General features: G+C 43.4%; 22 protein-coding genes and 1 tRNA gene. 9 read left to right on the top strand and 14 right to left on the bottom strand.

What is annotated here, in order from left to right; genetic code table 11:
* The first annotated feature begins 185 nt into the window (after positions 1–185).
* Entirely contained in the window at positions 186–2,936 is a 2,751-nt protein-coding gene (gene ppdK, locus FUA25_RS11690; protein WP_147757105.1) for a pyruvate, phosphate dikinase, read from the top strand.
* A 132-nt stretch (positions 2,937–3,068) separates the two neighbouring features.
* Here the strand turns inward: ppdK and pruA are convergent, their stop codons facing one another.
* The 7 genes from pruA to FUA25_RS11655 all read right to left on the bottom strand — a co-directional run bounded on the left by pruA (position 3,069) and on the right by FUA25_RS11655 (position 9,664).
* Positions 3,069–4,694, bottom strand: a complete 1,626-nt coding sequence (pruA, locus tag FUA25_RS11685; RefSeq protein ID WP_147757104.1) for an L-glutamate gamma-semialdehyde dehydrogenase — start codon at positions 4,692–4,694, stop codon at positions 3,069–3,071.
* A gap of 423 nt (positions 4,695–5,117) precedes the next feature.
* Positions 5,118–5,618, bottom strand: coding sequence for a YcxB family protein (locus FUA25_RS11680; protein WP_147757103.1), 501 nt, complete (start codon positions 5,616–5,618; stop codon positions 5,118–5,120).
* Positions 5,619–5,729: 111 nt separating this feature from the next.
* Positions 5,730–6,278, bottom strand: a complete 549-nt coding sequence (locus tag FUA25_RS11675) for a GNAT family N-acetyltransferase (RefSeq protein ID WP_147757102.1) — start codon at positions 6,276–6,278, stop codon at positions 5,730–5,732.
* Between the two features lie 46 nt (positions 6,279–6,324).
* Positions 6,325–6,909, bottom strand: coding sequence for an NAD(P)H-dependent oxidoreductase (locus FUA25_RS11670; RefSeq protein ID WP_147757101.1), 585 nt, complete (start codon positions 6,907–6,909; stop codon positions 6,325–6,327).
* A gap of 50 nt (positions 6,910–6,959) precedes the next feature.
* Positions 6,960–7,595, bottom strand: a complete 636-nt coding sequence (locus FUA25_RS11665) for a TMEM175 family protein (RefSeq protein WP_147757100.1) — start codon at positions 7,593–7,595, stop codon at positions 6,960–6,962.
* Positions 7,596–7,879: 284 nt separating this feature from the next.
* Entirely contained in the window at positions 7,880–9,115 is a 1,236-nt protein-coding gene (locus FUA25_RS11660) for a cation:proton antiporter (RefSeq protein WP_147757099.1), read from the bottom strand.
* Positions 9,116–9,199: 84 nt separating this feature from the next.
* Complete coding sequence (locus FUA25_RS11655) at positions 9,200–9,664, bottom strand: Lrp/AsnC family transcriptional regulator (protein ID WP_147757378.1); 465 nt, start codon at positions 9,662–9,664, stop codon at positions 9,200–9,202.
* 155 nt (positions 9,665–9,819) lie between these two features.
* Between FUA25_RS11655 and FUA25_RS11650 the strand changes: the two genes are divergently transcribed.
* Positions 9,820–11,022, top strand: coding sequence for an aminotransferase class I/II-fold pyridoxal phosphate-dependent enzyme (locus tag FUA25_RS11650; protein WP_147757098.1), 1,203 nt, complete (start codon positions 9,820–9,822; stop codon positions 11,020–11,022).
* Between the two features lie 67 nt (positions 11,023–11,089).
* Here FUA25_RS11650 and FUA25_RS11645 read toward each other — a convergent pair whose 3' ends face one another.
* Both FUA25_RS11645 and FUA25_RS11640 read right to left on the bottom strand, forming a co-directional pair.
* Positions 11,090–11,716 (bottom strand): hypothetical protein, encoded by a 627-nt coding sequence (locus FUA25_RS11645; protein ID WP_147757097.1) that lies wholly within the window; start codon positions 11,714–11,716, stop codon positions 11,090–11,092.
* A 215-nt stretch (positions 11,717–11,931) separates the two neighbouring features.
* Positions 11,932–12,013 (bottom strand) — tRNA-Leu (locus tag FUA25_RS11640).
* Positions 12,014–12,197: 184 nt separating this feature from the next.
* On the opposite strand from FUA25_RS11640, the gene FUA25_RS11635 reads away from it, so the two are divergent.
* Entirely contained in the window at positions 12,198–12,911 is a 714-nt protein-coding gene (locus FUA25_RS11635) for a 3-ketoacyl-ACP reductase (protein ID WP_147757096.1), read from the top strand.
* A gap of 102 nt (positions 12,912–13,013) precedes the next feature.
* On the opposite strand, the gene FUA25_RS11630 is transcribed toward FUA25_RS11635, so the two are convergent.
* Positions 13,014–13,976, bottom strand: a complete 963-nt coding sequence (locus FUA25_RS11630; RefSeq protein WP_147757095.1) for an SPFH domain-containing protein — start codon at positions 13,974–13,976, stop codon at positions 13,014–13,016.
* Between the two features lie 270 nt (positions 13,977–14,246).
* On the opposite strand from FUA25_RS11630, the gene FUA25_RS11625 reads away from it, so the two are divergent.
* Positions 14,247–14,846 (top strand): DUF4142 domain-containing protein, encoded by a 600-nt coding sequence (locus FUA25_RS11625; RefSeq protein WP_147757094.1) that lies wholly within the window; start codon positions 14,247–14,249, stop codon positions 14,844–14,846.
* Positions 14,847–14,997: 151 nt separating this feature from the next.
* Here FUA25_RS11625 and FUA25_RS11620 read toward each other — a convergent pair whose 3' ends face one another.
* Both FUA25_RS11620 and FUA25_RS11615 read right to left on the bottom strand, forming a co-directional pair.
* Positions 14,998–15,249: a T9SS type A sorting domain-containing protein gene (locus FUA25_RS11620; RefSeq protein ID WP_185146703.1), complete on the bottom strand. Its 252-nt coding sequence runs from the start codon at positions 15,247–15,249 to the stop codon at positions 14,998–15,000.
* 93 nt (positions 15,250–15,342) lie between these two features.
* Positions 15,343–15,957: a hypothetical protein gene (locus FUA25_RS11615; protein ID WP_147757092.1), complete on the bottom strand. Its 615-nt coding sequence runs from the start codon at positions 15,955–15,957 to the stop codon at positions 15,343–15,345.
* Positions 15,958–16,195: 238 nt separating this feature from the next.
* On the opposite strand from FUA25_RS11615, the gene FUA25_RS11610 reads away from it, so the two are divergent.
* Entirely contained in the window at positions 16,196–18,841 is a 2,646-nt protein-coding gene (locus FUA25_RS11610) for a cation-translocating P-type ATPase (protein WP_147757091.1), read from the top strand.
* 995 nt (positions 18,842–19,836) lie between these two features.
* Here the strand turns inward: FUA25_RS11610 and FUA25_RS11605 are convergent.
* Positions 19,837–22,032, bottom strand: a complete 2,196-nt coding sequence (locus FUA25_RS11605) for a B12-binding domain-containing radical SAM protein (RefSeq protein ID WP_147757090.1) — start codon at positions 22,030–22,032, stop codon at positions 19,837–19,839.
* Between the two features lie 143 nt (positions 22,033–22,175).
* Between FUA25_RS11605 and FUA25_RS11600 the strand changes: the two genes are divergently transcribed.
* A complete protein-coding gene (locus FUA25_RS11600) occupies positions 22,176–22,556 on the top strand; it encodes a YidH family protein (protein WP_147757089.1) in 381 nt (126 codons plus the stop codon).
* Positions 22,557–22,711: 155 nt separating this feature from the next.
* Here the strand turns inward: FUA25_RS11600 and FUA25_RS11595 are convergent, their stop codons facing one another.
* A complete protein-coding gene (locus tag FUA25_RS11595) occupies positions 22,712–23,203 on the bottom strand; it encodes a CinA family protein (protein ID WP_147757088.1) in 492 nt (163 codons plus the stop codon).
* Between the two features lie 99 nt (positions 23,204–23,302).
* Between FUA25_RS11595 and FUA25_RS11590 the strand changes: the two genes are divergently transcribed.
* The 3 genes from FUA25_RS11590 (at position 23,303) to FUA25_RS11580 (ending at position 25,744) form a co-directional block, all read left to right on the top strand.
* A complete protein-coding gene (locus FUA25_RS11590; RefSeq protein WP_147757087.1) occupies positions 23,303–24,808 on the top strand; it encodes an FAD-dependent oxidoreductase in 1,506 nt (501 codons plus the stop codon).
* 11 nt (positions 24,809–24,819) lie between these two features.
* Complete coding sequence (locus tag FUA25_RS11585; RefSeq protein ID WP_147757086.1) at positions 24,820–25,062, top strand: hypothetical protein; 243 nt, start codon at positions 24,820–24,822, stop codon at positions 25,060–25,062.
* 142 nt (positions 25,063–25,204) lie between these two features.
* The gene (locus FUA25_RS11580; protein WP_147757085.1) at positions 25,205–25,744 is read left to right on the top strand and encodes a hypothetical protein; all 540 of its coding nucleotides are present in this window, start codon (positions 25,205–25,207) and stop codon (positions 25,742–25,744) included.
* Positions 25,745–25,877 lie beyond the last annotated feature (133 nt).

The following is a 25,877-nucleotide window of genomic DNA, read 5'->3' as shown; positions in this document are numbered from 1 at the left end:
TTCTGTCCCGACCTTCTGTGTAAAGTGTTTTTAGCGTCGGATTTTAATTATGATATTGATAATTTACTGGCTTTCAATACTGTAAATACACCCGATATGATATTTTTCACTGTTGAATTTCTGTTTTTCGCTCCGGATTTGCGTAAATTTATATACCGTTAATGAAATAATTAAAATTCAATATCATGGCGACAAAATCCAAATCCCAGAAGTATGTTTATTCCTTCGGCGGCGGAAAAGCAGACGGCAATGAATCCATGAAGAACCTTCTTGGAGGCAAAGGCGCCAACCTGGCAGAAATGGCAGGACACAAAGACTTAAAGCTTCCTGTACCGCCGGGATTTACCCTCACTACCGAAGTGTGTACTTACTTTTACGCCCACGGAAGAACTTATCCTGAAGATCTCGAAAAACAGATTGCAAACGCACTTTCGGAAATCGAAAAACTCATGGGCAAAAAATTTGGTGACGTGAAGGATCCGTTGCTGATTTCTGTCCGTTCAGGCGCAAGAAAATCAATGCCGGGAATGATGGATACAGTTTTGAATATCGGTTTAAATGATGAAACGGTGAAAGGTTTGATCCAGACTACTGGCGACGAAAGATTTGCGTACGATGCTTACCGCAGACTCGTGATGATGTATGCTGATGTAGTGATTGAAAAAGCAGGCGGACTTGAACCTGTAAAAGGGGTAGGCATCCGTAAACTGATGGAGGAAAAACTCCAGAGCCTGAAAAAAGAACGGGACGTGAAACTCGATACAGAACTTTCTGCTGCTGACCTTAAAAAATTGGTGAAAGAATTTAAATCAATGACCAAAAAATTTCTGAAAGTTGAGTTTCCCGAGAAGCCCTGGGATCAGCTGATAGGAGCAATTGGCGCTGTATTCGGATCCTGGAACGGGAAACGTGCGCTGGAATATAGAAAAATAGAGAAAATTCCTGACGACTGGGGAACGGCGGTGAATGTGCAGGCAATGGTTTTCGGAAATATGGGCAACGACAGCTGTACCGGTGTGGGTTTCACCAGAAATCCGGGCAATGGCGACCATCATTTCTACGGCGAATATCTGGTAAATGCACAGGGGGAAGATGTAGTTGCAGGCACCAGAACTCCGGCTCCGGTAAATGATTTCTCAAAAAATGATCACTCGCGGGATTTAATGACCTTACAGAAATTCATGCCTCAGCAATTTAAAGAACTGGATTCCATGCAGAAAAAACTTGAAATACACTACCGCGATATGCAGGACATTGAATTCACGATCGAGAAAGGCAAACTTTATATGCTCCAGTGCCGTGTAGGAAAACGCAATGGTGTTGCTGCCGTAAAAATCGCCGCCGATATGTACAGAGAAAACCTTATTGATGCCGATACTGCCGTGATGCGCGTCGCACCCAATCAACTTCTGGAACTTTTACTTCCCATGATTGATCCGGATGCAGAAAAAATTTCGAAAGTAATCGCAAAAGGCCTTCCTGCAGGTCCCGGCGGAGCAGTGGGCAGAGCAGTATTCTCTTCGGAAGATGCTGCAGAATGGGCTTCGAGAGGCGAAAAAGTAATTCTGGTGCGCGAAGAAACCTCTCCGGAGGACGTTGACGGAATGCATAAAGCAGAAGCCATCCTTTCCTCAAAAGGCGGCATGACTTCCCATGCTGCACTTGTCGCAAGAGGCTGGGGAAAATGCTGCATCGTGGGCTGCAGCGAAATAGATATTGTAGCGAAAGAGAAAATGCTCATCACTGCTTCGGGAAAAACAGTCCATGAAGGCGACTGGATATCTCTGAACGGAACAACAGGATTCGTGTATGAAGGTGCTGTGCCTTTAAAAGCTACGGATCTTCATCAGAATAAATCGTACAGAACTTTCATGAAGCTTGTTGACAAAACCAGAACCATGGGAGTGCGTACCAATGCCGATACGCCTGAGGATGCTGAACAGGCTTTGTATTTCGGCGCGGAAGGCATTGGCCTTTTCAGAACAGAGCATATGTTTTATGGCGAAGGCTCTGAGTTTCCGCTGTTCCTGCTCCGAAAGATGATTATGGCAGGAAATAATGAGGACAGGAAAACTGCGCTTGACGAACTTTCAGTTTTCGTGAAAAAAGACATTAGGGACACTTTGGAAGTAATGCAGGGAAATTCCGTAACCATCCGTCTTCTCGATCCTCCGTTGCACGAATTTGTGCCGCACGACAGAGCAAAACTTCAGGTATTGGCTAAAGAACTGGGCGTAAGCCTGGGCATCCTGAACCGGAGAGTTCTTGCCCTTCACGAAAACAACCCGATGTTGGGACACCGCGGTGTAAGGCTCGGAATTTCTTATCCTGAAATTACCGAAATGCAGGTAAGAGCGATTCTGGAAGCCGCGGGAGAACTGATAAAAGCCGGAAAAAAAACAAAACCGGAAATCATGGTTCCGGTAACAGTTGATGTCCAGGAACTTCGACACCAAAAAGATATTGTAGACCGCGTTTACCGCGAAACCTGCAAAAAACTTAAAATTGATAAAATCCCATACCTGTACGGAACCATGATCGAAACTCCGAGGGCTGCCCTGAAGGGTGCTTCCATGGCGAAGAGTGCTGATTTTTTCAGTTTTGGAACCAATGATCTTACCCAGATGTGCTTCGGATTTTCCAGAGACGATATCGGTGGGTTTTTGCCGAAATATATTGAGCTGAAACTGTTGCCAAACGATCCGTTCGCGACGCTGGACCAAACCGGTGTTGGAGAATTAATGAAAATCGGCATTGAAAGAGGGCGTTCCCAAAAGCCTAAACTGGAAGTGGGAATCTGTGGCGAACACGGAGGTGACGCCGAATCTGTAAAATTCTGTCACCGCCTCGGAATGGATTATGTCAGCTGCTCACCGTTCCGTATCCCGGTCGCGCGTCTTGCTGCTGCACAGGCCGTGATTGAAGACAGAAAGTAAAAATACTTTAGCAAAGTAAAACTGGTCTTTTCAATTGTAAGCCGGTTTTTAACTTTCTTATTTGATTTACGAACAAAAAAATCCGCGGAATATATTCCGCGGATTTTTTTGTTGGTTATGAGGTCAAAATAGTTATCCCAAATAAGGATAACGGTAATCTTTTGGAGAAACAAATGTTTCTTTGACGGAACGAACGGAAACCCATCTCAGAAGGTTCATTTTTGAACCGGCTTTGTCATTGGTTCCGGAAGCTCTGGCCCCGCCGAAAGGCTGCTGACCAACGACTGCTCCTGTCGGTTTGTCATTGATGTAGAAGTTTCCTGCTGCATTTTCGAGTGCTTTGTAGGCTTCATCAATTGCATAACGGTCCTGCGCGAAGATGGATCCGGTAAGGGAATATGGTGAAGTTTCATCCACAAGTTTCAGCGTTGCTTTCCAGTCCTGATCTTCGTACACGTAAACGGAAAGGATAGGTCCGAAGATTTCTTCACATACCGATTCATACTTAGGATTGGTTGTTTCGATCACCGTAGGCTCTACGAACCAACCTTTTTTATCGTCGCATTTTCCACCGAAGATGACTTCAGCATCTTTGGATGCCTGAGCTCTTTCAATATATCCTTTGCATTTGTCGAATGAATTTTTATCGATCACAGCGTTCACGAAGTTGGACGGATCCTCCGGACTTCCCATTTTCACAGAAGCCAGCTGCGTTTCCATTACTTTTTTTACATCATTCCAAAGCGATCTCGGAATATATGCCCGTGAAGCGGCAGAACATTTCTGTCCCTGATATTCAAAGGCACCGCGCACCATTCCGGTGGCCACTGCTTCTACATTTGCAGAAGGATGCACCATGATAAAGTCTTTTCCGCCGGTTTCACCAACGATTCTCGGGTAGGTTTTGTAATTGTGGATATTGTCTCCCATCAGCTTCCACATTCCCTGAAACACTTTCGTGGAACCCGTGAAATGAAGGGCTGCAAAATCAGGATGAGCAAGGACTTTCTCAGCAGTGCTTTTACCGTCCGTAAAGATCATGTTGATGACTCCACCCGGAAGGCCCGCTTCAGTTAAAGCGTCCATGATCACTTTTGCGGAATAGATCTGGTTGTTGGAAGGTTTCCATACGACCACATTTCCCATCATGGCCATACACGTCGGAAGATTTCCGGCAATCGCCGTGAAGTTGAAAGGCGTCACTGCAAAACAGAACCCTTCGAGCGGCCGGTATTCTGCACGGTTCCAGATTCCCTGATCGGAAATCGGCTGTTCCGCGTACATTTCGGTCATAAATTCTACATTGAAACGGAGAAAGTCGATAAATTCGCAGGCGGCATCGATCTCTGCCTGATGAACATTCTTGGACTGTCCGATCATCGTAGCGGCATTCAGCCTGTCGCGGTACGGACCGGCGATGAGGTCTGCTGCTTTGAGGAAAATCGCAGCGCGGTGTTCCCATCCCAGGGTGTTCCATTTCTCTTTGGCCTCCATGGCGGCTTTAATCGCATCATCTACATGCTGCATGGTTCCTTTATGGTAAAAACCAAGGTCATGCTGGTGATCTTGAGGCGATGTAAGCGTCACTTTTTCTCCGGTTTTCACTTCTTTCCCGCCGATGTTCATCGGGATTTCCACTTTTTCTTTCCACATCTGTTTGTAGGTGGCGATGAGGGATTTCACCTCTGCGGAACCCGGTTCATACGTTCTTACCGGCTCGTTTACAGCGAAAGGAACCTGCGAAATTGCTTTTGACATATTGTGTATTTTTTGATTTAAGGATTGAGTTGTCTTCAGAATTGTATCTCTGCGACAAAGCTTCTACAAAGTTAAGGGATTTTGGCTGATCTGCAAAGTTTTGGGGAAGGCAGCCGAAGGTGAACTTTTCAATATCAACATTCAAAAGAGGTACTTGAGAACAACCCGTTCCGGCACCCGAAAAGTGGTTTGCCTCGTCCCGCATTGCGGAAACTAAAACCAAAACAGTTTTGCACTGTCCCCAATGCGGGAAAGTTAAAACCAAATGTGGTTTGCCCCGTCCCTTATGCCGGAAACCTTAAACCAAAACTGTTTTGCCCTGTCCGCGATAGGGGACAGAAAGAACCGGAAGTTTCGGGCATCTTCAATAATTGAGGCAAAAACCGACAATGTGCAAAGATCATTTGTAATAAAAGCAGATCGTCAGGAGTTTAATTGTAACGGAACCCCTTCCACTCCCTTCAGGATTTCTCGGACTTCATTGATCTCACTTTCATCCAGGCCTCTTTTGGGAATAATAATCGCCGACAGATTGTTCTGGTAAATCAGGAACCAGCGTTTTCTTTCAACAATTTTAAAGATTCTTGGCCACAGGATCTCCATATAAAATGACTCGCCACGGATCTTGATCCGCGTATCGGTCAGCCGCATGTCCAGTGTTTCACGCAGGTGATTGCTCGACTGGTAATTTCTGTAAATCGTGTAGAAAATCATAAAAGGCTGCACAACCAAAATTAAAATGAGCGTGATGTACTGGTAAATGAGCGGTTCAGGAAGGTTAAAGAGATCAAGCCACGACAGTATGATCCATATCAGCAGCAAAAAAGCGAAAGCTACCAGCAACCTCAAAACCGGCTTTTCGTAGGCCAGGCTGTAGAGCAGCCGTAAATATTGTTTAAACGTAACTTTGGCTTTCAGTCTCATAACGTCATGATTGGGTTTGAATGGATTTTGTTCAGCACAAAACGCCAAATATCCAAATATAATCCCGTTTCACCAAACCGGTTAACTGAAATAAAGTTGGGCAGAAGTGGGTTAGTGTTTTCGGGCATCCCATTCGCGGTTGAGCATGGCGTACTGAAATTCGCTTCCCCATTTGCCTTTGAAGAATACGTTTTCAATAAAATGGCCTTCAAGCCTGAATCCTGTGCTTTTCAGCAAATTGATAGAGGCAGTGTTTTCAGCATCTACAGTTTCTGTGACGCGGCGGATGCCTTTTTTATCGAAGAGAAATGCCAGAAGGGCTAGCATGACTTCCTTGGCGTAGCCTTTTTTCTGATGCAGCGGCGATAGCGTAATACCGATCTCTGCAGTATCCGGATCATTCAGGTCCAGTTTCAGGGCACAGTCTCCGATGAGTTTTGTTGTTTTACGGTCTTCGATGCCGTACTGCACCCATTCGCCGGGCTTCCCAAAAGTTTTGGTAGCGTTTACTTTTATAAAACCCTCTGCCTGTTCTTCGGTCATGACATCAAAACCCTGATATTTGGTGACTTCGGGGTCCGACCGGTAGGCAAAAAATTCAGGGAGATCAGGTAATTCAAGGGAACGTATACGGAGACGTGGTGTGATAATCGGTTCCATTTAATGGCTTTTATTTTTTTTTATCTGACGGCAATTTAATTCGGTTTCATTGATTAATTTTCTTTGGCGGAACAAATTTTTCTATTCCTTTTAAAATTTTATTCCTCTGAATGTCGTCTTTATACTTAAGGCGGGTGATCCGCTTCACCCTTACAGGGCTAATTCCACAGAATTCCAATGTTGCCCGCTTAATGGAATTTAAGTCGCTGCTGCGGTACTGCCACCAAATCCACCATCCCGGCGCGTCGCAGGTAGTGATAAGATCTGCCGAACGGCCTTTCAGCAGTTTATCCCACAAGGGATCTTCAGTATGGTACCGGTAGGCAAATCCCGAATACAGGGTTCTGTCGAAAAAGCCTTTCAGCAAAGCAGGCATTGAGCCCCACCAAACAGGATAGATAATTACCCATTTATCGCACCATAATATGTTTTCCTGAGCAGTCTTTAAATCATCTTCCAGCTCCTGAACGGTTTTATAGCCTTTCCACAATACAGGGTCGAAGTTCATCTCCCCCAGTTGCTGGGCTCTTACTTCGTGTCCGTTCTCAACTGCAGTTCTTTGGTAGGTCTCTGCAATTTTTCCGTTGAAACTCTCATGATCGGGATGGCCGAGTAAAATGTATATTTTCATGGCGAAGATTTTGGAATTGTTTACATCTTGTCCACGTGACTTCTGTAATTTTAATCGGTTATTGTTTCTTCCTTCTTTTTGAAGTAGTAGTTTAAGAGGTAGATTACCGGAAAAATAAACACAAAACAGAGTCTGGATAAAAGCACGGAATAGAATGAAAGCGCTATGGACAAAAGAAATATAACCGGAGCGACCAGACTTCTTAAAGTATGGTAACGGCGCCAGTTACGGTCGCCCGAAAGGGTGGAAAGTCCATGCTTTCCGGAAGAAACATAACATATGAGCCAGCAGTTCAGCATTCCGGTAACTGCAATATTTAAGCAATAGATGGAGTAGGGAACCGGGAGGCTGAAATTTTCGCTGTAAAAAGCGGAGGAGAACGGCATGATGACGATGGAAAGCAGAAACAGGATGTTGATCCAGATTAACCGGTCTGTATATTTGGTGACAAATCCGAATACATAATGGTGGGCTTTCCAGTAAAGGGCAATGACAAAAAAACTAACGAGGAAAGATATGAATTTAGGGATTAACTCATTGAGGCTTCTTTTCATTTCCGCGGAAGAGTGGTCATGGAGATGCGGGGCTTTGATTTCAATAATGAGTAAAGTCATTGCAATCGCCATAACGGCGTCACTGAAAAACAGGATTCTCTCAATCTGCAGTTTATTGTTGGTCTTTTCCATTCATTAAATAATTTAAAATTAATTATCTGAATTTCTTGCGGATAATATTATTCCTTTACGTGCGCAAAAGAACTGCTGCGGTCCAGTTTTCACATTTGATTTCTGATGCTGCATGAATTGTAACCCCACTTAGGATCTGAATGCTACGAAGTTAGAAAAAAATAGGCTCACAGAAAAAAGAATTTTCAATGTTGGTTTTGACGGCTATAATGAGTCCGATGGAATAGCTGGAGTCTCAGGGGCAATAAAAAGAAGGATTTAGCGCTGAGAGTCTCCGGTTTATTTTAATGTGTTTTGGTCAGTCTTTTTGCAAGCTTTTCAATCGTCAGTCCCTGCACGATAATGCTGAAGAGTACACAGAAATAAGTCGCGATTAAAAGGATGTTTTTGGTTTCGCTGTACGGCAGCGACAGCACCAGCGCCAACGACAGGCCGCCACGCAAACCGCCCCAGCTGATGATTCCGGCTTCCCTGTCCGTAAGTTTCAGAAGTTTTGGAAATGCCCTGTGTGGAAGGAAAACAATTAACATTCTTGAAAGCAGAACGATGACAACAGAAATAAGCCCCACCATAATGTAAGTGGCATTGAAATCGATTACGATCAGTACAAATGCGATGAGGATAAACAGGATGGCGTTGAGCACTACATCGAGCAGTTCCCAAAATTTATGTACATATTCCTGCGTGGTATCACTCATGGCAATTTTCTGTCTGAAATTTCCGGCCATCAGTCCCATGACCACCATTGATAAGGCCCCTGAGATATGGATGTAGTTGCAGAACGTATAGCCTGCCATTACAAAGGCCAGCGTCAGCAGTATTTCTGTTTCATAATGGTCAATAGATTTTAACAGCAGGTGGAGACAATATCCCAGTACAAGACCCATCAGGATTCCGCCAACAGCCTCCTGTATAAAAAGAATTCCAAAGTGTGAAAAACTGAAAGATCCCGTGTTCAGTGTATCCAGCAATGCTATGAATACTACTACGCCAACACCGTCGTTAAAGAGGCTTTCGCCGACAATCGTGTATTCCAGTTTTTTGGGAACCTTCGCCTTCGTAAGGATTCCGAGAACAGCGATAGGATCTGTGGGCGAAATAAGGGCGCCGAAGATCAGGCAGTAGGTGAAATCGATTTCCAGATGGAAGATTCCAATAAGTCCGTAAAAAAGCGAAGCAATTATAACGGTGGAAAGCAGCACTCCGCCGAGTGCAAATGTGGCTATAGGTTTGATCTGCTCTTTTAGATTGTTCCAGTTTGTATGCAGTGCACCGGCAAAAAGCAGAAAGCCTAATAAATAATTGAGGACAATATTGTCGATGTCGGCCAGTTCAATATACGCTTTAATTTCATCGGTAGGAAGATGCAGCCAGAGTTTTGAACTGATCACTACCAGAGAAAGGAGTGTGGATAATAAAAAGAGACCAATGACGAAGGGCAGTTTCAGAAATCTCCTGTTAACATAAGCGAAACCTGCAGACAGGCAGATTAAAACGGTAAGACCAAGGTAAATATTCATTGCTGTTCAGGATTGAGAAATGCAAATTTAATATTTTATAAAATAGAAACTGGCATCGGATTACTCAGTTGAGGTCAATTCAAATCAGCGATTAAGGTTCACAGCGGTGGTGCTCTTTACTTCTTTTATCATAAAGGAACTTTGCGTGCTCGCGATATGCTGCAGGTTGGTGAGTTTCGATACCATGAACTCGCGGTAATCCTGAATGTCCTTTACACTGATCTTGAGGATATAATCGTAATCGCCGCTCACATGAAAACACTCCAGAACTTCCGGGAACTGGGTGATCTCCTTTTCAAACTGGGTAATGGATTCTTTGCTGTGGCGCATGAGTTTCACATGGCATAGTACCAGGAAATCCCTCTCAACAAGTTTCCGGTCAACAAGGGCTACATATTTTTCAATGATTTTATGCTTTTCGAGTTTTTTAATGCGCTCAAAAACGGCGGTCACCGAGAGGTTCAGGTCAGCTGCGAGTGCTTTCGTGGTTCTTTTGGAATCCTGCTGCAGTAAAGTGAGCAGTTTCTTGTCTTTTTCATCGAGGGTCATCAGAAAATTATTTGGAATGTGCTTTATATTCATTTCAAATATAGAATTTAATTCTAATATTCAGGATTTATAATCTTTTATATTCTGAAGAAATAGTTTTTGCTTGTTTTTTCGTTGGAAACTTTTGATATTTAAGGAATATAAAAATACTTATCATGGAAAAATTTGATGCAGCAAACAACATTCAGGACCTTCAGTATTTCGGAGAATTCGGCGGAGTAAATCCTTCAATTTCAGACAGTTCTACTTACACTTTTCTGTCGGCAAAAACGATGGGTGATACTTTCGAAGGCAATACGGAAGGGTGCTACCTGTACTCCAGACATTCTTCTCCCAGCAATCTCTATCTTTCGGAAGCATTGGCAAAAATGGAAGGCACGGAAAATGCTAACGTAACGTCTTCCGGAATGGGCGCCATTACTTCTGTACTTCTGCAGCTCTGCAAATCGGGCGACCATATTGTTTCCAGCAGAACGATTTACGGCGGAACCTACGCCTTTATGAAGAATTTTCTGCCTGGATTTAAGATTGAGACTTCATTTGTGGACATTACAGACCTGGAAAAAGTGGAAAATGCCATCACTGAGCATACGAAAGTCCTGTACTGTGAAACGGTGAGCAACCCGCTGCTTGAGATCGCCGATCTTGCAGCACTTTCGAAAATTGCCAAAAAACATAATTTACAGCTCGTGGTCGACAATACCTTCTCTCCGCTCTCCATTTCACCGAAACTTCTAGGAGCCGATGTAACGATCCACAGTCTGACGAAATTCATCAACGGCAGCAGCGATGCCATTGGCGGCGTGATCTGCGGAACCACGGACCTGATCAACGGACTTAAAGATGTAAACAGCGGTGCGTGCATGCTGCTTGGGCCTACGATGGACAGCCTGCGTGCGGCGAGTATCCTCAAAAACCTCAGAACGCTTCATCTGAGAATGAAAAAACACAGTGAGAACGCCCTTTATCTTGCCGAACACTGGGAAAAAGACGGCCTCAAAGTGAAATATCCCGGACTTAAAAACCATCCGCAGCATGCGCTTTTCACTAACATGATGCAGGGGGAATACGGCTACGGCGGTCTTATTGCACTCGATGTAAAAACTGTGGAAAAAGCAAATGAGCTTATGGAGATGATGCAGCATGAAAACCTGGGATATCTGGCGGTAAGTTTAGGATTTTACAAAACCTTGTTCTCTGCCTCCGGAACGTCTACATCATCTGAGATCCCCGAAGCGGAACAGAAAGAAATGGGGCTGTCGCCAGGACTCATCCGTTTTTCCATAGGACTCGATCACGATATTGAAAGAACCTATGAAAAGATGAAAGCCTGTATGCAGAAAACCGGCATTCTTTAACATGATACAAATACAGAAAGCTTCCAATAACGGAAGCTTTCTGTATTATTTAATTTGAAAGCGTTGTTTATTTTTCATATTCCTTTAAAACTGCGGTAACGGTCTCCCTATCAAATCTCGAAAGACTGTCGATCATTTGCGCCAGTTCAGGTTTTGAGGCTGTTAATTCTTTAAGTTTGTTTTTCGTACTGTTTAAAAGTCCGATATTTATTTCTTGGCTACCGTTCACGAAATGGTCCGTTGTCTGCACACTTCCGTCGTAACTATTTTTATAGTATTCCCGAAACCATTTAATTTTTCCGTCGTAAAAAAGCTCCTGTAAAGAGACCGATTTCGGACCTCTGTTTACAAAGATTCTTGTATCACCCTTGTAGTCTTTTATCCTCATTTCTTTCACCAGTGGATAATAAATGTATTCTTTTTTGCCTGTATTGTTGTATATTGGGATGTGCTGTGTTATGGATGTTTCCGTCAGAATTCCGTAGAATATATTTTTCTGGCCCACTATTTTTGTATCCACAGTTCTGCCGTCAATAAGCGTGATTTGGGCATCCATGGCATTTTTATCCTGAATGTTCAGATTTTCAACAGCGTAAGCCTCAAGAGGCTTGAGTTCATCCAGCCTATCCCACACTTTTACACAGCCTGTTAATGATAAAACAAGTAATCCAATAATAAAGGTTTTTAATTTCATAGGTAATTTTTTCGGTTTTCGTGGCCCTGTCGTGGACTGTGTAAATATAATTATTTTCATTAAAAAAGTCGCTACACCCATCTTTATTTACCTGCAAACTGCAGATACAGCAACAGCGCCGACGCTGCGGTCATGATGAATAACGCCACAAACTCCAAAATGTTACAACCGTTGCGAAAATAAAAAAAACACACTTCGAAAAGTGTGTTTTTCTGTGCCCGGAACAGGACTCGAACCTGCAAGCTTGTGGGCACCCGCACCTGAAACGAGCGTGTCTACCAATTTCACCATCCGGGCATCGGATTGAGGTGCAAAAATAACATTATTCGGCGGTAACTTCCTAATGCAGACTTAAAAAAAATTGCAAATAAATGCAGGAAACCGGATGACACTTTAAAAAAGCGTTCAGCTGCTAAAAAATGACTGCACTTTGCTTCAGGAAAAATGGGATTCCGTAAATTTGTGTTTAAATAGAATATTTATGAATTTAAAAGGAAAAAATGCCATCATCACCGGTGGCGGAAGAGGCCTGGGTAAAGCGGTCGCTGTGGCGCTGGCCGCTGAAGGGGTGAATATCGGTATTACCGGAAGAAATGAGGAACATCTGATAAAAACTGCCGAAGAAATTCAAACGCTCGGCGTTCGGGCTGCCTTTGTTGCATTCAGTATCGACGATGAATCGGCTGTAAAGACAGGGATTGATGCGCTGGCAAAAGAGCTGGGCGGGGTGGATATCCTGATCAACAATGCCGGAATCGGGGACTTCGGGAGCATCGAAGAAATGCCATCGGAAACCTGGGAACAGGTAATCCGGACGAATCTTTTCGGGGTGTATTATGCTGCGAAAGACGTTTACCCCTATCTGAAAGAAAAAGGAGAAGGCGATATCGTAAATGTCGCGTCGACTGCCGGCCTGAAAGGCGGCCCGAATATGTCGGCCTATGCCGCCTCAAAAGCCGCTGTAGTTTCTCTGTCGCAGTCGATGATGGCGGAGTGGAGAAAGCAGAATATCCGCGTGATTACGCTCACGCCGAGTACCATTGCCAGCGACATGTCCATTCAGGGCGGCCTTACCGACGGTAATCCGGATAAAGTGCTGCAGCCGGAGGATTTTGCGGAGTGGGTAAGGGACATCCTGAAAATGAACAGAAGAGCCATGATTGCAAGCGGATCGATTTTCTCGACGAATCCTTAATTACTTAACACAAATGAAAAACAAAGCAGGTTTTAAAACCTGCTTTTGTTATTAAAATTTGCTATCGAAGAAGTTGGCGGATAGATATGATCTTGCCAACCTCTATTTAACATTCAGCAGCGTATTAGAGCCGCTTCCCAATACCGTTGTCGGCATCACGCCGTCCCATTTCAGAACCCGCTGGTATTCTACGTAAGTCTGGGTGATGGCTTGCTGCTTCAGGCTTATCGCTTTGGCTTCCGCCTGCGCCCTGATCACTACCGAGGCCGAATCTCCTTTTGCAAGCTGTATTTTTCGCTGTGCATCCGCCTGTGCCACACGCGCCTGAGCTTCGGCTTTTATTGCATCCGCATCCGCGGTCGCTTTATCCTCAATAGACTGGCGAATGGCTTTTGGCGGCTGAATATTGGTCTTCAGTTGTGATACAAGGAACCATTTACCGATCCTTTTATTCACTTCCGACAGGATTTCAGCTTCATAGGTTTCCCGGTTGTTAAAAAGGTAATCGATAGAATGCCGGTTCGCAACATCATTGATCGCACCAATGATGGCATTGTTCAGCCAGCCTTCCTGAATGGCTTCGAGGCCTCCTTTTTTGTATGTCGAGCGGAGGTTCGTAAACATATCGGATGCAGTGGATTCCTTCACCGAATAGTTGAACGACGGTTTGATCGGGCAGGGAAAGCCGCCTTTGGCAACGATGATGGATTCAGGATATTCAATATGCCGCTGATCCAGCGGAATTTCCTGTATTTCCTGAGTGTACTTATTGTAGAACACCACTCCGGAAACCTCTTCTGTATTGGATGCGCCCCGTTTGTCTCCCAGAAGGTTAATCAGGAGCCCTTTGTGACCCACGCTGATGACTTCGTAATTCATGGGCTGGAAAAGGGCGGCAAGACACGCCAGAAGAATGAAGGTAACTGGTTTCCATTTCACTCCGTCCGGTCTCTGAGTCCCGTTTTTGTCCGGTTCCGAATACGTTAAAATATTAAGTTTCTTTGTGATGGCTCCAATGATGACCAGAACTCCGATACAGACCAATAATAAAAATGTTAATGACATAATTTCAACCCGTTTAATTTGATTTTAGATTTTTTAAATATAATAAATAATCTGATGGCCATATAATTTATTTAGAATGCTCTTCTTTCATATCATCCTGACAGCTTCAACAGAAATGTTTTTTTTTTGGAGACGGCTAAACTTAAGGTCGTTTTATATTGTTTCAACGATCAGTTTTGTTATTCAAAAAAAAATTTTTGGCAAAATAATTGTATTGTGTTTTGTATTGAATAACAGCATATTACACATAACCTTATAAAAATAGCTAATATGAAAAAATCAATTGTAACACTTCTGTGTTTGGCTACACTGGCCGCCTGCAAAAAAAATGAAACGACAGTGGTGGATCATAGTACCGACAGTACTGCTATGGTGGCGGCGAACGATTCAACCACAATGGTAAAAGATTCTGTCGATGCCGGAAAATTGAGTTCGCTCAATGATCAGGACAAAAAATTTGCTGATGATGCCGCAAGAGGTGGAATGATGGAAGTAATGATGGGTGAACTCGCTGCGACCAACGCTTCAAATTCCAGGGTAAAGGAACTGGGTAACATGATGGTGCAGGATCACGGAAAAGCCAATGACGAACTCAAAAACTGGGCATCTGCAATCGGTTATCCGCTGCCTACAAAGCTGGATGCTGAAAAACAGAAAAAATATGATGATCTGATGACGAAAAAGGGAGTCGACTTCGACCGGGCTTATAGCAGCCTGATGGTAAAAGATCACAAAGAAGATATTGCCGCATTTAAAAAAGAAGCCGCGGATGGTGCCGAAGACGGATTAAAATTGTTTGCCGGAAAAACAGTCCCAACGCTGGAACACCACCTGGTGCAGTCTGAAGAAGTTGCCAAGGCAGTAAAATAAAAGACAACATTAATTTGGAAAATCCCGCTCTTAAGCGGGATTTTTTTATGATCAGATAAATAAAGCGAATGCTGTTTATCCGGAAAAATCTGGAAAGTTCAGTACACGCTATCCTTTATTCACAGCAATATAACGGAATCATGGTTCATTTTTATTCCTTGATAAATCTTACGGAACTTGAATTTCCGTTTTTATAGATCAGCTGAAGCATATAATTTCCGGATGGTAAGTGGGCGACGTTGAGCTGCGGTGTTTTTGATGTATTTTTTTCAGAATGAATTTTCTGACCCACAAAATTGTAAATATGAAACTCTGAGATATCGCCGGAAGCTTTTACATAAAGCAGTTCTTTTACCGGATTTGGATAGACCGAAAATCCGCCGTCTATTTCTACTGATTTCACTTCCAAGGAATTAACTGCATTGAGCTGTATAAAAGTAAAATTTCCCTGAACAACACCCCCGGTGCCCTGCCAGCATGCGGTGTAGAGAGAGCCTTAACCCGCAGAACTTGTTCCGCTGGAATTGGTGGAACGGGAACCTACATCGTTTCCAGTATGGCGTATTTCTACAATCAGGTTGGTACCGGTATATAAATAAGGGGTATTAAATGTCAAGAGATGGCTGAATGCATTGGGATCCGCACCAGAAGTAAGTGCACCTGCGGGAACCACTAAACTTCCCGTTCTGACTTGCGTTTGTGGTCCCACTACATTTGCGGCAAAATCCAGCTGTCTGTTGGCAGGTTCCACCCCGTTACTGAGGAATATTTGATAATTGGAGAAGGTAGCAGGGGTAGCGGGCCATGCCTCGGTAGCATTGCTGGGAAGTCTGAATGCGATAGAAGTAATGTATTTTCCGTTCAGCGCGGTCAGTTGGGAGTCATCAATGATCAGCTGATACGTTCTTGCAGAACTTGCATAAACACCTGTAAAACCTGAACTTGCAGTAATATTCGGAACCGTTTGTGAGGTTTGTGCATTCAGGGTGATGGTGCTGAAAGCCATGAAGAAATAACTCAGCAGTAAAACCAACATTCTGCTTCTCTTCTCGCTGTTAAATCCACCATTACCTGTCTCGTTTTGTTTGGCAAATAATAATTTTCTTTTCATAATTTGATTTTTAAGTTCAATAAAGATATAAAAAAAATATTTATATGCAGCAAATAGCATTTAATAATCGTCTGAACAGTAATTGTTTACAGAGGCTCAGCCTGTTTGTAAAACGGTAAGTTCAGAATAGAGTTGCGGTACTAAATTTCAGAAAGTTTCGCTGAGGTTGAAATCGGCGCAGGTTTATTCGGGCCAATATGCTAACATTTTTTCTTAAATTTATAGAAATATACAAGAGATGTGGTTTTCCAAACCCGTGCCGGATGTTTTACAGGAGATGAAGGTAAATGCTGATACTGGCCTTTCCTCAGCCGAGGCCGAAAAGAGAACAAAACAGTACGGGTCCAATGAGTTACTCGCCAAAAAGAAGAGAACCGTGCTTCAGGTTTTTGCAGCACAGCTGAACGACTGGCTCATTTATGTGCTTTTCGCTGCGGTGTTCATCACTTTTCTGATGGGGGAATATATTGATGCTGCCATCATTGTGGTGGTAATTATCCTCAACGCAGTAATTGGCGTGTTTCAGGAAATAAAAGCGGGCAATGCGATTGAGGCGCTCATGAAAATCTCATCTCCCAAAGCGTTGGTCAAAAGAGACGGTTTTACCCGCGAAGTGGATTCAGCGGATTTGGTGCCCGGTGATCTCGTTTTTCTGGAAGCCGGAAGGATCATTCCGGCAGATCTCCGTTTAACCGAAACTGCCAATCTGCAGATTGATGAATCAGCGCTTACCGGAGAATCCGTTCCGGAAACAAAAGAAGCACATACTGTTTTTACTGACCCTAAAACCCCCATCGGTGACCGCACGAATATGGCTTTTATGTCGTCATTGGTGACTTTCGGACGCGGAGCCGGGGTTGTGACAGCAATCGGAATGCAGACCGAGCTCGGACATATTGCCCACCTCATCGAGCCCGGAAAAGGAAGAAAAACCCCTATGGAACTTCGCCTGAATGAACTCGGAAAATTGCTCGGAAAATCAGCTGCCGGAATCTGTATCTTTATTTTTGTGATTTCTTATTTTCAGGGACGGGATCCTGCGGAAATGTTCCTGACTGCCGTTTCTTTGGCGGTCGCCTCGATTCCGGAAGGTTTGGCAGCCATCGTTGCCGTGGTGCTGTCGGTTGGAGTTACTGCGATGTCGAAAAAAAACGCCATTATCCGGAGACTTCCGGCAGTGGAAACCCTGGGTTCCGTGAATGTGATCTGTTCCGATAAAACGGGGACTTTAACACAAAATAAAATGACCGTTACGCAGGTTTTTGCTTCCGCGTGTTTTACAGATCTGGAGGATGAAAAGCAGGAATTTGCAGAAGCTGTGAGATTTCTGACAACCGGAATGATTCTCTGCTCAGATGCCACCCTCGAAAATGGGGAACAGACCGGTGATCCAACTGAAGTGGCCCTCTTGATGCTCGCTGATGAGATTGGTCTGAACCGTACCGAAATCGCCAGCAGCTACAAAAGGATCAGTGAAAAAGCTTTCGATTCCGACCGTAAAAGAATGTCGGTGCTCGTGGCAGATGAAAATCAACAGCATTTTGTTTTTGCAAAGGGTGCATTGGCCAGTCTGTTTGAAATTTCAACAAAATTTTTAATAGATGGTGAAATCCTGCCGCTGACCGACGAAGAAAAAAAGAAATTTAGCGCAGCTGCAAAAGAAATGTCGGATCATTCCTTAAGAACTTTGGCACTCGCTTATAAGCCCGTTACCACTGACTCATCACCTGAAAATTTGGAAACCGATCTGATTCTCGTTGGAATGGTAGGAATGAGCGATCCGGCCAGAGCCGAAGTGAAACCTTCCATTCAGCAGGCAAAAGAAGCCGGAATCAGAACGGTGATGATCACCGGCGATCACAAAAACACCGCTTTCTCCATAGCGCGGGACCTGGATATTGCGCAGGATTTCTCCGAAGTGCTTACCGGCAGTGAAATAGATGCGTTAACAGAGGAAGAATTCCTCGAGAAAGTCAATTATATCAACGTTTTTGCCAGGGTTTCTCCCCAACATAAAGTAAAAATCGTGCGGACCCTGAAAGCCAAAGGAAATGTGGTTTCCATGACCGGTGACGGCGTGAACGACGCGCCTTCCCTGACTGCAGCAGACATTGGGGTTGCGATGGGAATCACCGGAACCGATGTCGCTAAAGGTGCTGCAGATATGATTTTAACTGATGATGATTTTTCGACCATTGTAAAAGCGATTGAAGAGGGGAGGAATATATACGGCAATATTAAAAAATCCGTCATCTTTCTCCTCACCTGCAATTTGGGCGAAGTGCTGGCCATGGTTCCCGCACTCCTCATGGGATGGTCATCGCCGTTGATTGCTACGCAGTTGTTGTGGATTAACCTGATCACCGATTCGCTTCCCGCCATTGCTTTGGGTATGGATAAAGGGGATAAGGAGGTCATGAAAGAGGCGCCGCGGTCGCTGCAGGAAAGTTTTTTTTCGCGCGGCGCAGGATTAATGACGGTAAGCGGCGGACTTTTCATCGGCTTTATTACCACTTTTGCATTCTGGTACGGCCATTATGAGTTCGGATGGTCGCCTTTCGGCACTAACGTTCCCGAGGAGGTTCTTGGCAATGCGCGAACTTTGGCTTTTATGGTTCTGATCGCCGCGCAGCTTTGGTTTTCGCTGGGATTGCGCAGCTTCCGAAAACCGCTCTACAAAACCGCCGTTTTCAGCAACCGATATTTAACAGGCGCTATTATTCTGGGTTTTGCCCTGCAGTTGATGGTATTGCTGATCCCGGTGATGCGCGAAGCCTTCAGACTTCAGCTTCCCGATTTGAAAGGCTGGATGATAATAGTGGTCCTGGGTCTGCTGCCTCTTGTGATGCTTGAAATTTATAAAACACTTTTTATGAAAAAATAGTTAATGCAAAGGCACAAGGCTTGCCTATTTAGCTTTATCCGGGCGCAAAGGCGCTTTGCTCAGCAATGGTAAACTACGCGAAGGGTATGAGGCCACGTGATGAAATCGCGCGATAGCTGGGATGCAGTCTGAAGAAGCTGTGATGGCAGTAAAATAACAGTAACAGAATATTAAAATCCCGCTTTTAAGCTGATTTTTTTGTTAGATCAGACGATAAAAGGGAATACATGCGTATAAAAAATAATTTTATATACTGTAAATAGGATCAAACAATATATTGAACAGTAAGGTTTTACTCAAATGGAGCCGCTGAGACTCCGCCGTTGGTTTTCCCAAAGATAAATTTGAGAAAATGTTTACAAATAAAATTATAAGATTTTTTGGTGTAAAAATGCTACACTATAAAACAAATATTCCACGAATCAGTGGGATTTTTTTATCTGTTATCCGATTTCATATATATTCTTAACCATACTATAATTCCAAAAATTACAGGTATCCAAAAATAATGAAGAAATTTGTATGAAAATATTGCAATAATCACACCCAAAGAATAATTATTGTTGTTGCAATTACAGGGAAAAGATGAAAATTCCCTTCCTGAACTTTCAATATAATCAATAATTGAAACTGACAATAATCCCAAAAAAATGAATAAAAACGGCATTACTACAAGGTGTTTATACCAAGCTCCGTTTTTGCGAAAAATTAGAAAAGAAATTAATGCCGTTAACAATAAATATATTATTAGGAAAAAAACAAGAAATAGGCAACTTAAATTATTATTTAGCATACTAACGTTTTTGATTATCTCTATTAATAATAACTTCTTTAGTTATATCCTCTGTTTTTCCTGGCGTAGATCTATTAAATACTTACGTTGCACAACGCTAAGTAATTACTGCTCCTTCAGCGGATTCTATGGTAAAGGTTTTTATTTGAAATTGAAACAGCTTTCATGTTCCATTAAATGGGGGGTGTTCAGTAATGCTGACTTACAGGCTCAGAATGACGCCGTTTTCTTTCAGTTTCTGAATCGGTTTCGAAAACCAGAAGAGTTCAAAATCCTCAAAAACGGCTTCGAAACGGTTTTTAAGTTCCTGAAGCGTGATTTTTTTTGGGTTTTCAGTGGAGTTTTCGGATATAGTTTTCATCAGCCATTCCGCTTTTTCTTTTTCCAGTTCAATCTTTACAATATTGGTTTTAAGATGGAAGGTGAGCTCCGTAAAGGCATAGGAATTTCCTTTTTTTGATTTGATGTAATGTTCGGCCTGCACATTTTTATCTGGAAAAATGAGCTTTGAATTTCCTTTGAAAATAAACGTTTCCTCTTCCAGAAGACAGTCGTGAATATAATCAGGATGGACCGTTGTGTCCGGGATTTTAAAATCGAACCAGTCTTTGAGCGGAATATCGAAATTGATCCCGTGCATATAATTGAGCAGGGATTTTTTAAGGCCGAAACTGAACATGCTGTGGTCAATTCCGGTTGTATCAGTGAAATCGATATCGTTATGGGCAAATAAAATTTCCTTTTTCAGGGGTACAACTCCGAATTCTTCAGGATTCCTTCCGACAGGTGAATGGGCCGTCATCGCAAACTGGTGCCAGAAACCGCTCTGCACAATTCCCATCTCAAAAAGCTGGCGGACCATTTCCAGAGAATCTACCGTTTCCTGAACGGTTTGGGTCGGAAATCCGTACATCAGATAGGAATGCACCATAATGCCGGCTTCCGTAAAATTTCTCGTCACTTGGGCGACCTGTTCCACCGAAACCCCTTTGTCGATGAGTTGGAGTAATCGGTCACTCGCTACTTCAAGTCCGCCCGAGACGGCAATACAGCCGGAAATTTTCAGTAAAAAACACAGATCGCGGCTGAAACTTTTTTCAAAACGGATATTCGTCCACCACGTCACGACCAGATTTCTGCGCAGTATTTCGAGCGCCACTTCCCGCATCAACGCAGGAGGTGCGGCTTCATCCACAAAATGAAAACCGGATTCCCCGGTTTGGGCAATAAGTGTTTCCATACGGTCCACCAGAATTTTTGCGGAAACCGGTTCGTAGGTTTTGATATAATCCAGGGAAATATCGCAGAAAGTGCATTTCCCCCAGTAGCAGCCGTGCGCCATCGTGAGTTTGTTCCAGCGGCCGTCGCTCCACAAACTGTGCATCGGATTGGCAATTTCAATCACGGAAATATATTCATCCAGCAACAGGTCACTGTAATCGGGGGTTCCGACAAAAGCCTGTTTGTAGTCATACCGCGGAGAATTGTTTTTATAGATGATTGCTCCGTTTTCGAGCAGAAATGTTCTTTTGAACTGAGGGTCTTCGCTTAGTTCTGCAAGACAGGTATTCGTGTGGATCAGTTCAATGGGCAATTCACCGTCATCGAGTGTAATAAAATCAAAAAACTCAAAAACCCTTTTGTCTTTCACTTCCCTTAATTCCGTATTTGGGAAACCGCCGCCCATCGCTGTTTTAATATGCGGATAATGCAGCTTTAGAAACTGCGCGCACCGGAAAGCGGAATATAAATTTCCAGGAAACGGCACCGAAAAACAGATCAGTTTAGGCTGTGCCGCTTCGATTTTTTCCTCAAGGATTTTTAAAGTCAGCTGATCAATAAACGTTGGCTGATTATTCAGCTTCGAATACAGTTCGTCAAAAGAATTCGCGCTTTGTCCGATGCGTTCGGCATACCTGCTGAAACCGAAATCAGCATCGATGTTTTCCACGATAAAATCGGAGAGGTCTTCGAGATATAATGTTGCGAGATGCTTAGCTTTGTCCTGCAGGCCCATGTTTCCGAAAGCAAACTCCAGATCGTCGAGCTGGTTGAAACGCGAGGCTTCGGGCAGGAAATTCATGCTGCAGATCTGTCGGGCAAGCGTCGGGTTTTTATTCTGGAGGAATAGGATGACCTGATCAATGGTCTTTAAATACTCATCGCGTAAAGCGAAAATCCGACGGGAGTTTTCAGAAGAATGCTGCAGATCAGCGGTTTCGGCAAATACTTTGCGAATCCCTTCCTTTGAAAAAAGCGCAAGAATGACTTCAATCCCCAGATCCATCTGGTAGGCTGAAATATTTTTGGTATTCAGAAAACCTTTCAGATAAGCCGTAGCCGGATAAGGCGTGTTGAGCTGGGTAAATGGGGGAATGATGAGCAGGAGATCTTTCAAGGATTCTTTTTTGCAAATTTATTTAAATATTGGGAATGTGTCATCAATCTTTGTTGTGAATAAGCATCAGCATGTTGTTCCATACTTGATTTATTCGCGCAATGCGTATATTTACACAAGTTGATCCATTAAACAAGAAACTGATGAGTGATCCTGAAAAAAAATCCAATATTACCGAACATCTGGCCAATGAAAGAACCTTCCTGGCCTGGGTTCGGACAAGTATTGCCATCATGGCATTTGGTTTCGTAGTGGTGAAATTTGCATTGTTTGTAAAACAGATTTCAATGATGCTTGGTAAAGAGCATCTTATCCAGTCTACCGGCTATTCCGGAGATGTCGGAATATTTTTGGTGGGCATCGGTGCTGTAACCGCCATTCTTGCATTTATACGGTATAAAAAAACGGAAAAAATGCTGAACGAGAATACCTATAAATATTCATCCATGCTCATCACGCTGCTCACGATCTTCATCCTTTTTATCAGCGCGTTTCTGATTGTTTACCTGATTGAAAGTACATAGAATTTCACTTAAGTGGAGGAATGTGTATAATGAAAAATTTGTGATCGAATTATCTAACGGGCTGAAAAGGATTTTCAATACATTAAATATTGACCGCAAAAGCTTTACGTTAGTTCAAGCAGTCAGAAGTTTCTCAATTTTCACTCTGTTGCCATTCAATCACCATCCTTTTTCAGAAAAATCAGCAGTTCTTTCACTACTTTTTCGGCATAAATCTGTTGATTTTCGCCGATGTCTTTGTCTTTTGCGCCTTTAATTCTTTTGGAAAGAATGATTTCTGAATTTTTAGACACGGCAATAAAAGCAAAACAGTCATCCACCTTTTTTTCAGGAAACGGCTGTGCATAACCCGTGATGGAAATCCCGATTTCTGCATTGAATTTCGCCGCGACTTCAACTGCCATTTTTTCACAGATTTCCTTCGACACTGAATTACAGTTTTCAGCAGCGATAGGATTGATGCCCAAATGCTTGGTTTTCTGTCCCGCATTATACACCGTCATACCGCCCTGGAAAAATGCCATAGCCTCTTTGGTTTGTGAAAAATTATTCTGAATAAGCCCCGAGGTACAGCTTTCCGCCACTGCTAAAGTGAGGTTTTTCGTAGTGAGCATTTTGGACAGTTGGGCAAGGTTTTTGTTGAGCATACTTTGATAATAATGGTTTATTTACAGGGATTCAGCATTTATTTAGCCATAACAAAAATGACCTCATTTTACAAAACCACTTAACAAAAATAATTCCAAATGAAAAGGGACGGCACTAACAAAAGCATCTGGGAGAACGAAATGTTCCCCCATCAAAACATCCACACCCAGCAAAAAAACTTCCAGACCATTATTGTTGGAGGAGGAATAACGGGAATCAGCGTTGCGTACGAACTTCAGAAGCAAGCTCATCAATGCCTTATTTTGGAGCAGGAGAACATCGGGTTCGGAACAACGGGTGGAACTACCGCCCATATCAATAATTTCTTTGATGAATCCTATGACCGCCTTATTTCAAAATTCGGAGAGGACAAAGCCCAAACCATTGCAGATCATGCGAAAAGCGTTCCGGCGATCATCCGCAAAAATGCAGAAGAGAACAATATCTCATGTGATTTTGACGAATGCAGTTTTTATCTTTTCAGTGCCGAAAAAAAACAGGACAAAGAACTCCAGAAAATCCTCGATGCCCACCAGAAGCTTGATATTCCGAGCCGAAGTGTAACAGAAATTCCATTTGAGATTACTTTCAGGTCTGCCATTGAAATCGACGGGCAGGCGCAGTTTCATCCGCTTAAATATATTAACGGACTTTTGAAAGCTTTCAAAAAACTGGGCGGTACTGTGCTGACTCAGACGCGGATCACCAAACATGAAAATGAAAACGGCAAAGTAGCTGTGCAAACCGAAAACGGAACTGAATATACTGCGCAAAATCTTATCTGGGCGACGCATATTCCGCCCGGAATCACTCGTTTCAGTATGCTGAATGCGCCGTACCGAAGTTATGCACTTGCCGCAAAACTGGAGAAAGCACCGGAAAAATTGGGTCAGGCGGCAGATTTATATGATCCTTACCATTATTTCCGCTATCACCAGATTGGTGATGTTTTTTATCTGATAATTGGGGGGTTCGATCATAAAACCGGCCATGAAAAAGATACTGAAAAACCTTTTGAAGAGCTTGTCCGGTATGCTGAAGAAAACTTCGGTTTCATAGAAATCGCCGAAAAATGGTCGGCGCAGTATTATGTTCCGTCCGACGGTCTGCCTTATATCGGAGCGATGCCTGGAGAGGAAAATGTATTTATCACCACGGGTTACAATGGAAACGGCATGACGTGGGCTACCCTAGCGGCACAGATTATCCCTGATTTAATCCGAAAAAAAGATAATGAACTCGCGGATATCGTTTCGCCGTCGAGGGTGGAACTGTTGGAGAGCGCTAAGGAGTTTGTGAAAGAAAACATTGACGTAGCCTATCATTTCATCAAAGACCGGTTTACCGCAGAGAAAAAACCGGAGCTTGATGATTTAAAAACCGGCGACGGAAAAATCATCGTTCACGACGGAAAGAATGTCGCAGCGTACCGGGATGAAACCGGCAATCTGAAACTGCTGAGGGCCGACTGTCCGCATATGGGGTGCACAGTGGCTTTCAACACCTCTGAAAAAACATGGGACTGCCCGTGTCACGGTTCCCGCTTTGATACCGACGGAAATCTTCTCACCAGTCCGGCAATGGAAGGGCTTAAAAAAATTTAAAACCAACAATTATGGAAAATACAGACTTTAAAACGCCGCGCGGAATGGCCGTTACGATTCCCGGCAAAACCACAACCATCAATCATCAGCTTGGGACTACCGATATTATTGTAGCACTCTACAACGTTGCCACCGGCAATGAGCTGAACAGCGGCATTACGGTCGTCGACAAAAATACCGTAACCATTACCACTGCAAGCGGTGCACCGGATCAGATCCGAGTGGTGATTATGGGATTTCCGATGGCAGAGTAAAGGCAGAATCGCATTTTTTTAAATTATTCCGTTCCGTACAATAAAAAAAATGCTGTTAAATAATGTTAAAGAACTAATTGTGGCATTTTAATTGAACTTATGTATTTATAATTCACACATTAACAACTAAAATATTTTATTTATGGAAAATCAACAGTACAGACCGGAATTCAGAAATGATTACGTATCAAGAGTCTTCAGAACAAGAGAAGAAGCCGACAACGCTTACGCAGATCTTCACGGAAGAGGTTATTCAAAAGATGACGTAAACGTGATGATGTCCGACAGCACTAGAGACAGGTACTTCACCAACAGCGACAATGACTCCGATCTTGGAGATAAAGTGGCAGAAAATGCAGGAACAGGATCCATGATCGGCGGCGGAATTGGCGCAGTAGTAGGAGCGATTGCCGCTATCGGAAGCAATGTATTGCTACCGGGACTTGGACTTATTATTGCAGGACCATTGGCAGCAGGACTTGCTGGAGCAGGAGCAGGAGCCGCAGCAGGCGGACTTGTAGGCGCTTTAACAGGAGCAGGAGTTCCAGAAGACGAAGCCAAACGTTATGAATCCGATATCAAAGACGGCGGTATTTATATGGGTTACAAACCAAGAAATGAAGAAGACGCACGTGCTACATATGACCGTTGGTACAACGACGATACAGCAACCAGACTTTAAAAGCATTATTTTATAAAGATTTAGAAGTGCATCCGGTGGATGTGCTTCTTTTTTGTTTTCAATACATCCAGAAACCTTGTGGTTCCCTGCTTTCGTAATATCCCGGATATCGCGTCAACTGCTGTTAAACAAT

The organism is Chryseobacterium sp. (assembly GCF_008014695.1).
In the GTDB taxonomy this organism is placed as follows: Bacteria; Bacteroidota; Bacteroidia; order Flavobacteriales; family Weeksellaceae; genus Kaistella.
The sequence above is the reverse complement of the archived record's forward strand: the minus strand, read 5'-3'. Positions and strand labels throughout refer to the sequence as shown.

Coding starts and splice junctions, on each gene's coding strand:
- FUA25_RS11655 (WP_147757378.1), bottom strand. CDS start 9,664: ATGACCCTCGATGAAAAAGACAAGAAACTGCTCACTTTACTGCAGCAG.
- FUA25_RS11670 (WP_147757101.1), bottom strand. CDS start 6,909: ATGAAAATATACATTTTACTCGGCCATCCCGATCATGAGAGTTTCAAC.
- FUA25_RS11625 (WP_147757094.1), top strand. CDS start 14,247: ATGAAAAAATCAATTGTAACACTTCTGTGTTTGGCTACACTGGCCGCC.
- ppdK (WP_147757105.1), top strand. CDS start 186: ATGGCGACAAAATCCAAATCCCAGAAGTATGTTTATTCCTTCGGCGGC.
- FUA25_RS11585 (WP_147757086.1), top strand. CDS start 24,820: ATGGAAAATACAGACTTTAAAACGCCGCGCGGAATGGCCGTTACGATT.
- FUA25_RS11660 (WP_147757099.1), bottom strand. CDS start 9,115: ATGAATATTTACCTTGGTCTTACCGTTTTAATCTGCCTGTCTGCAGGT.
- FUA25_RS11615 (WP_147757092.1), bottom strand. CDS start 15,957: ATGAAAAGAAAATTATTATTTGCCAAACAAAACGAGACAGGTAATGGT.
- FUA25_RS11675 (WP_147757102.1), bottom strand. CDS start 6,278: ATGGAACCGATTATCACACCACGTCTCCGTATACGTTCCCTTGAATTA.
- FUA25_RS11665 (WP_147757100.1), bottom strand. CDS start 7,595: ATGGAAAAGACCAACAATAAACTGCAGATTGAGAGAATCCTGTTTTTC.
- FUA25_RS11590 (WP_147757087.1), top strand. CDS start 23,303: ATGAAAAGGGACGGCACTAACAAAAGCATCTGGGAGAACGAAATGTTC.
- FUA25_RS11680 (WP_147757103.1), bottom strand. CDS start 5,618: ATGAGACTGAAAGCCAAAGTTACGTTTAAACAATATTTACGGCTGCTC.
- FUA25_RS11600 (WP_147757089.1), top strand. CDS start 22,176: ATGAGTGATCCTGAAAAAAAATCCAATATTACCGAACATCTGGCCAAT.
- FUA25_RS11630 (WP_147757095.1), bottom strand. CDS start 13,976: ATGTCATTAACATTTTTATTATTGGTCTGTATCGGAGTTCTGGTCATC.
- FUA25_RS11645 (WP_147757097.1), bottom strand. CDS start 11,716: ATGAAATTAAAAACCTTTATTATTGGATTACTTGTTTTATCATTAACA.
- FUA25_RS11650 (WP_147757098.1), top strand. CDS start 9,820: ATGGAAAAATTTGATGCAGCAAACAACATTCAGGACCTTCAGTATTTC.
- FUA25_RS11635 (WP_147757096.1), top strand. CDS start 12,198: ATGAATTTAAAAGGAAAAAATGCCATCATCACCGGTGGCGGAAGAGGC.
- FUA25_RS11610 (WP_147757091.1), top strand. CDS start 16,196: ATGTGGTTTTCCAAACCCGTGCCGGATGTTTTACAGGAGATGAAGGTA.
- FUA25_RS11595 (WP_147757088.1), bottom strand. CDS start 23,203: ATGCTCAACAAAAACCTTGCCCAACTGTCCAAAATGCTCACTACGAAA.
- pruA (WP_147757104.1), bottom strand. CDS start 4,694: ATGTCAAAAGCAATTTCGCAGGTTCCTTTCGCTGTAAACGAGCCGGTA.
- FUA25_RS11580 (WP_147757085.1), top strand. CDS start 25,205: ATGGAAAATCAACAGTACAGACCGGAATTCAGAAATGATTACGTATCA.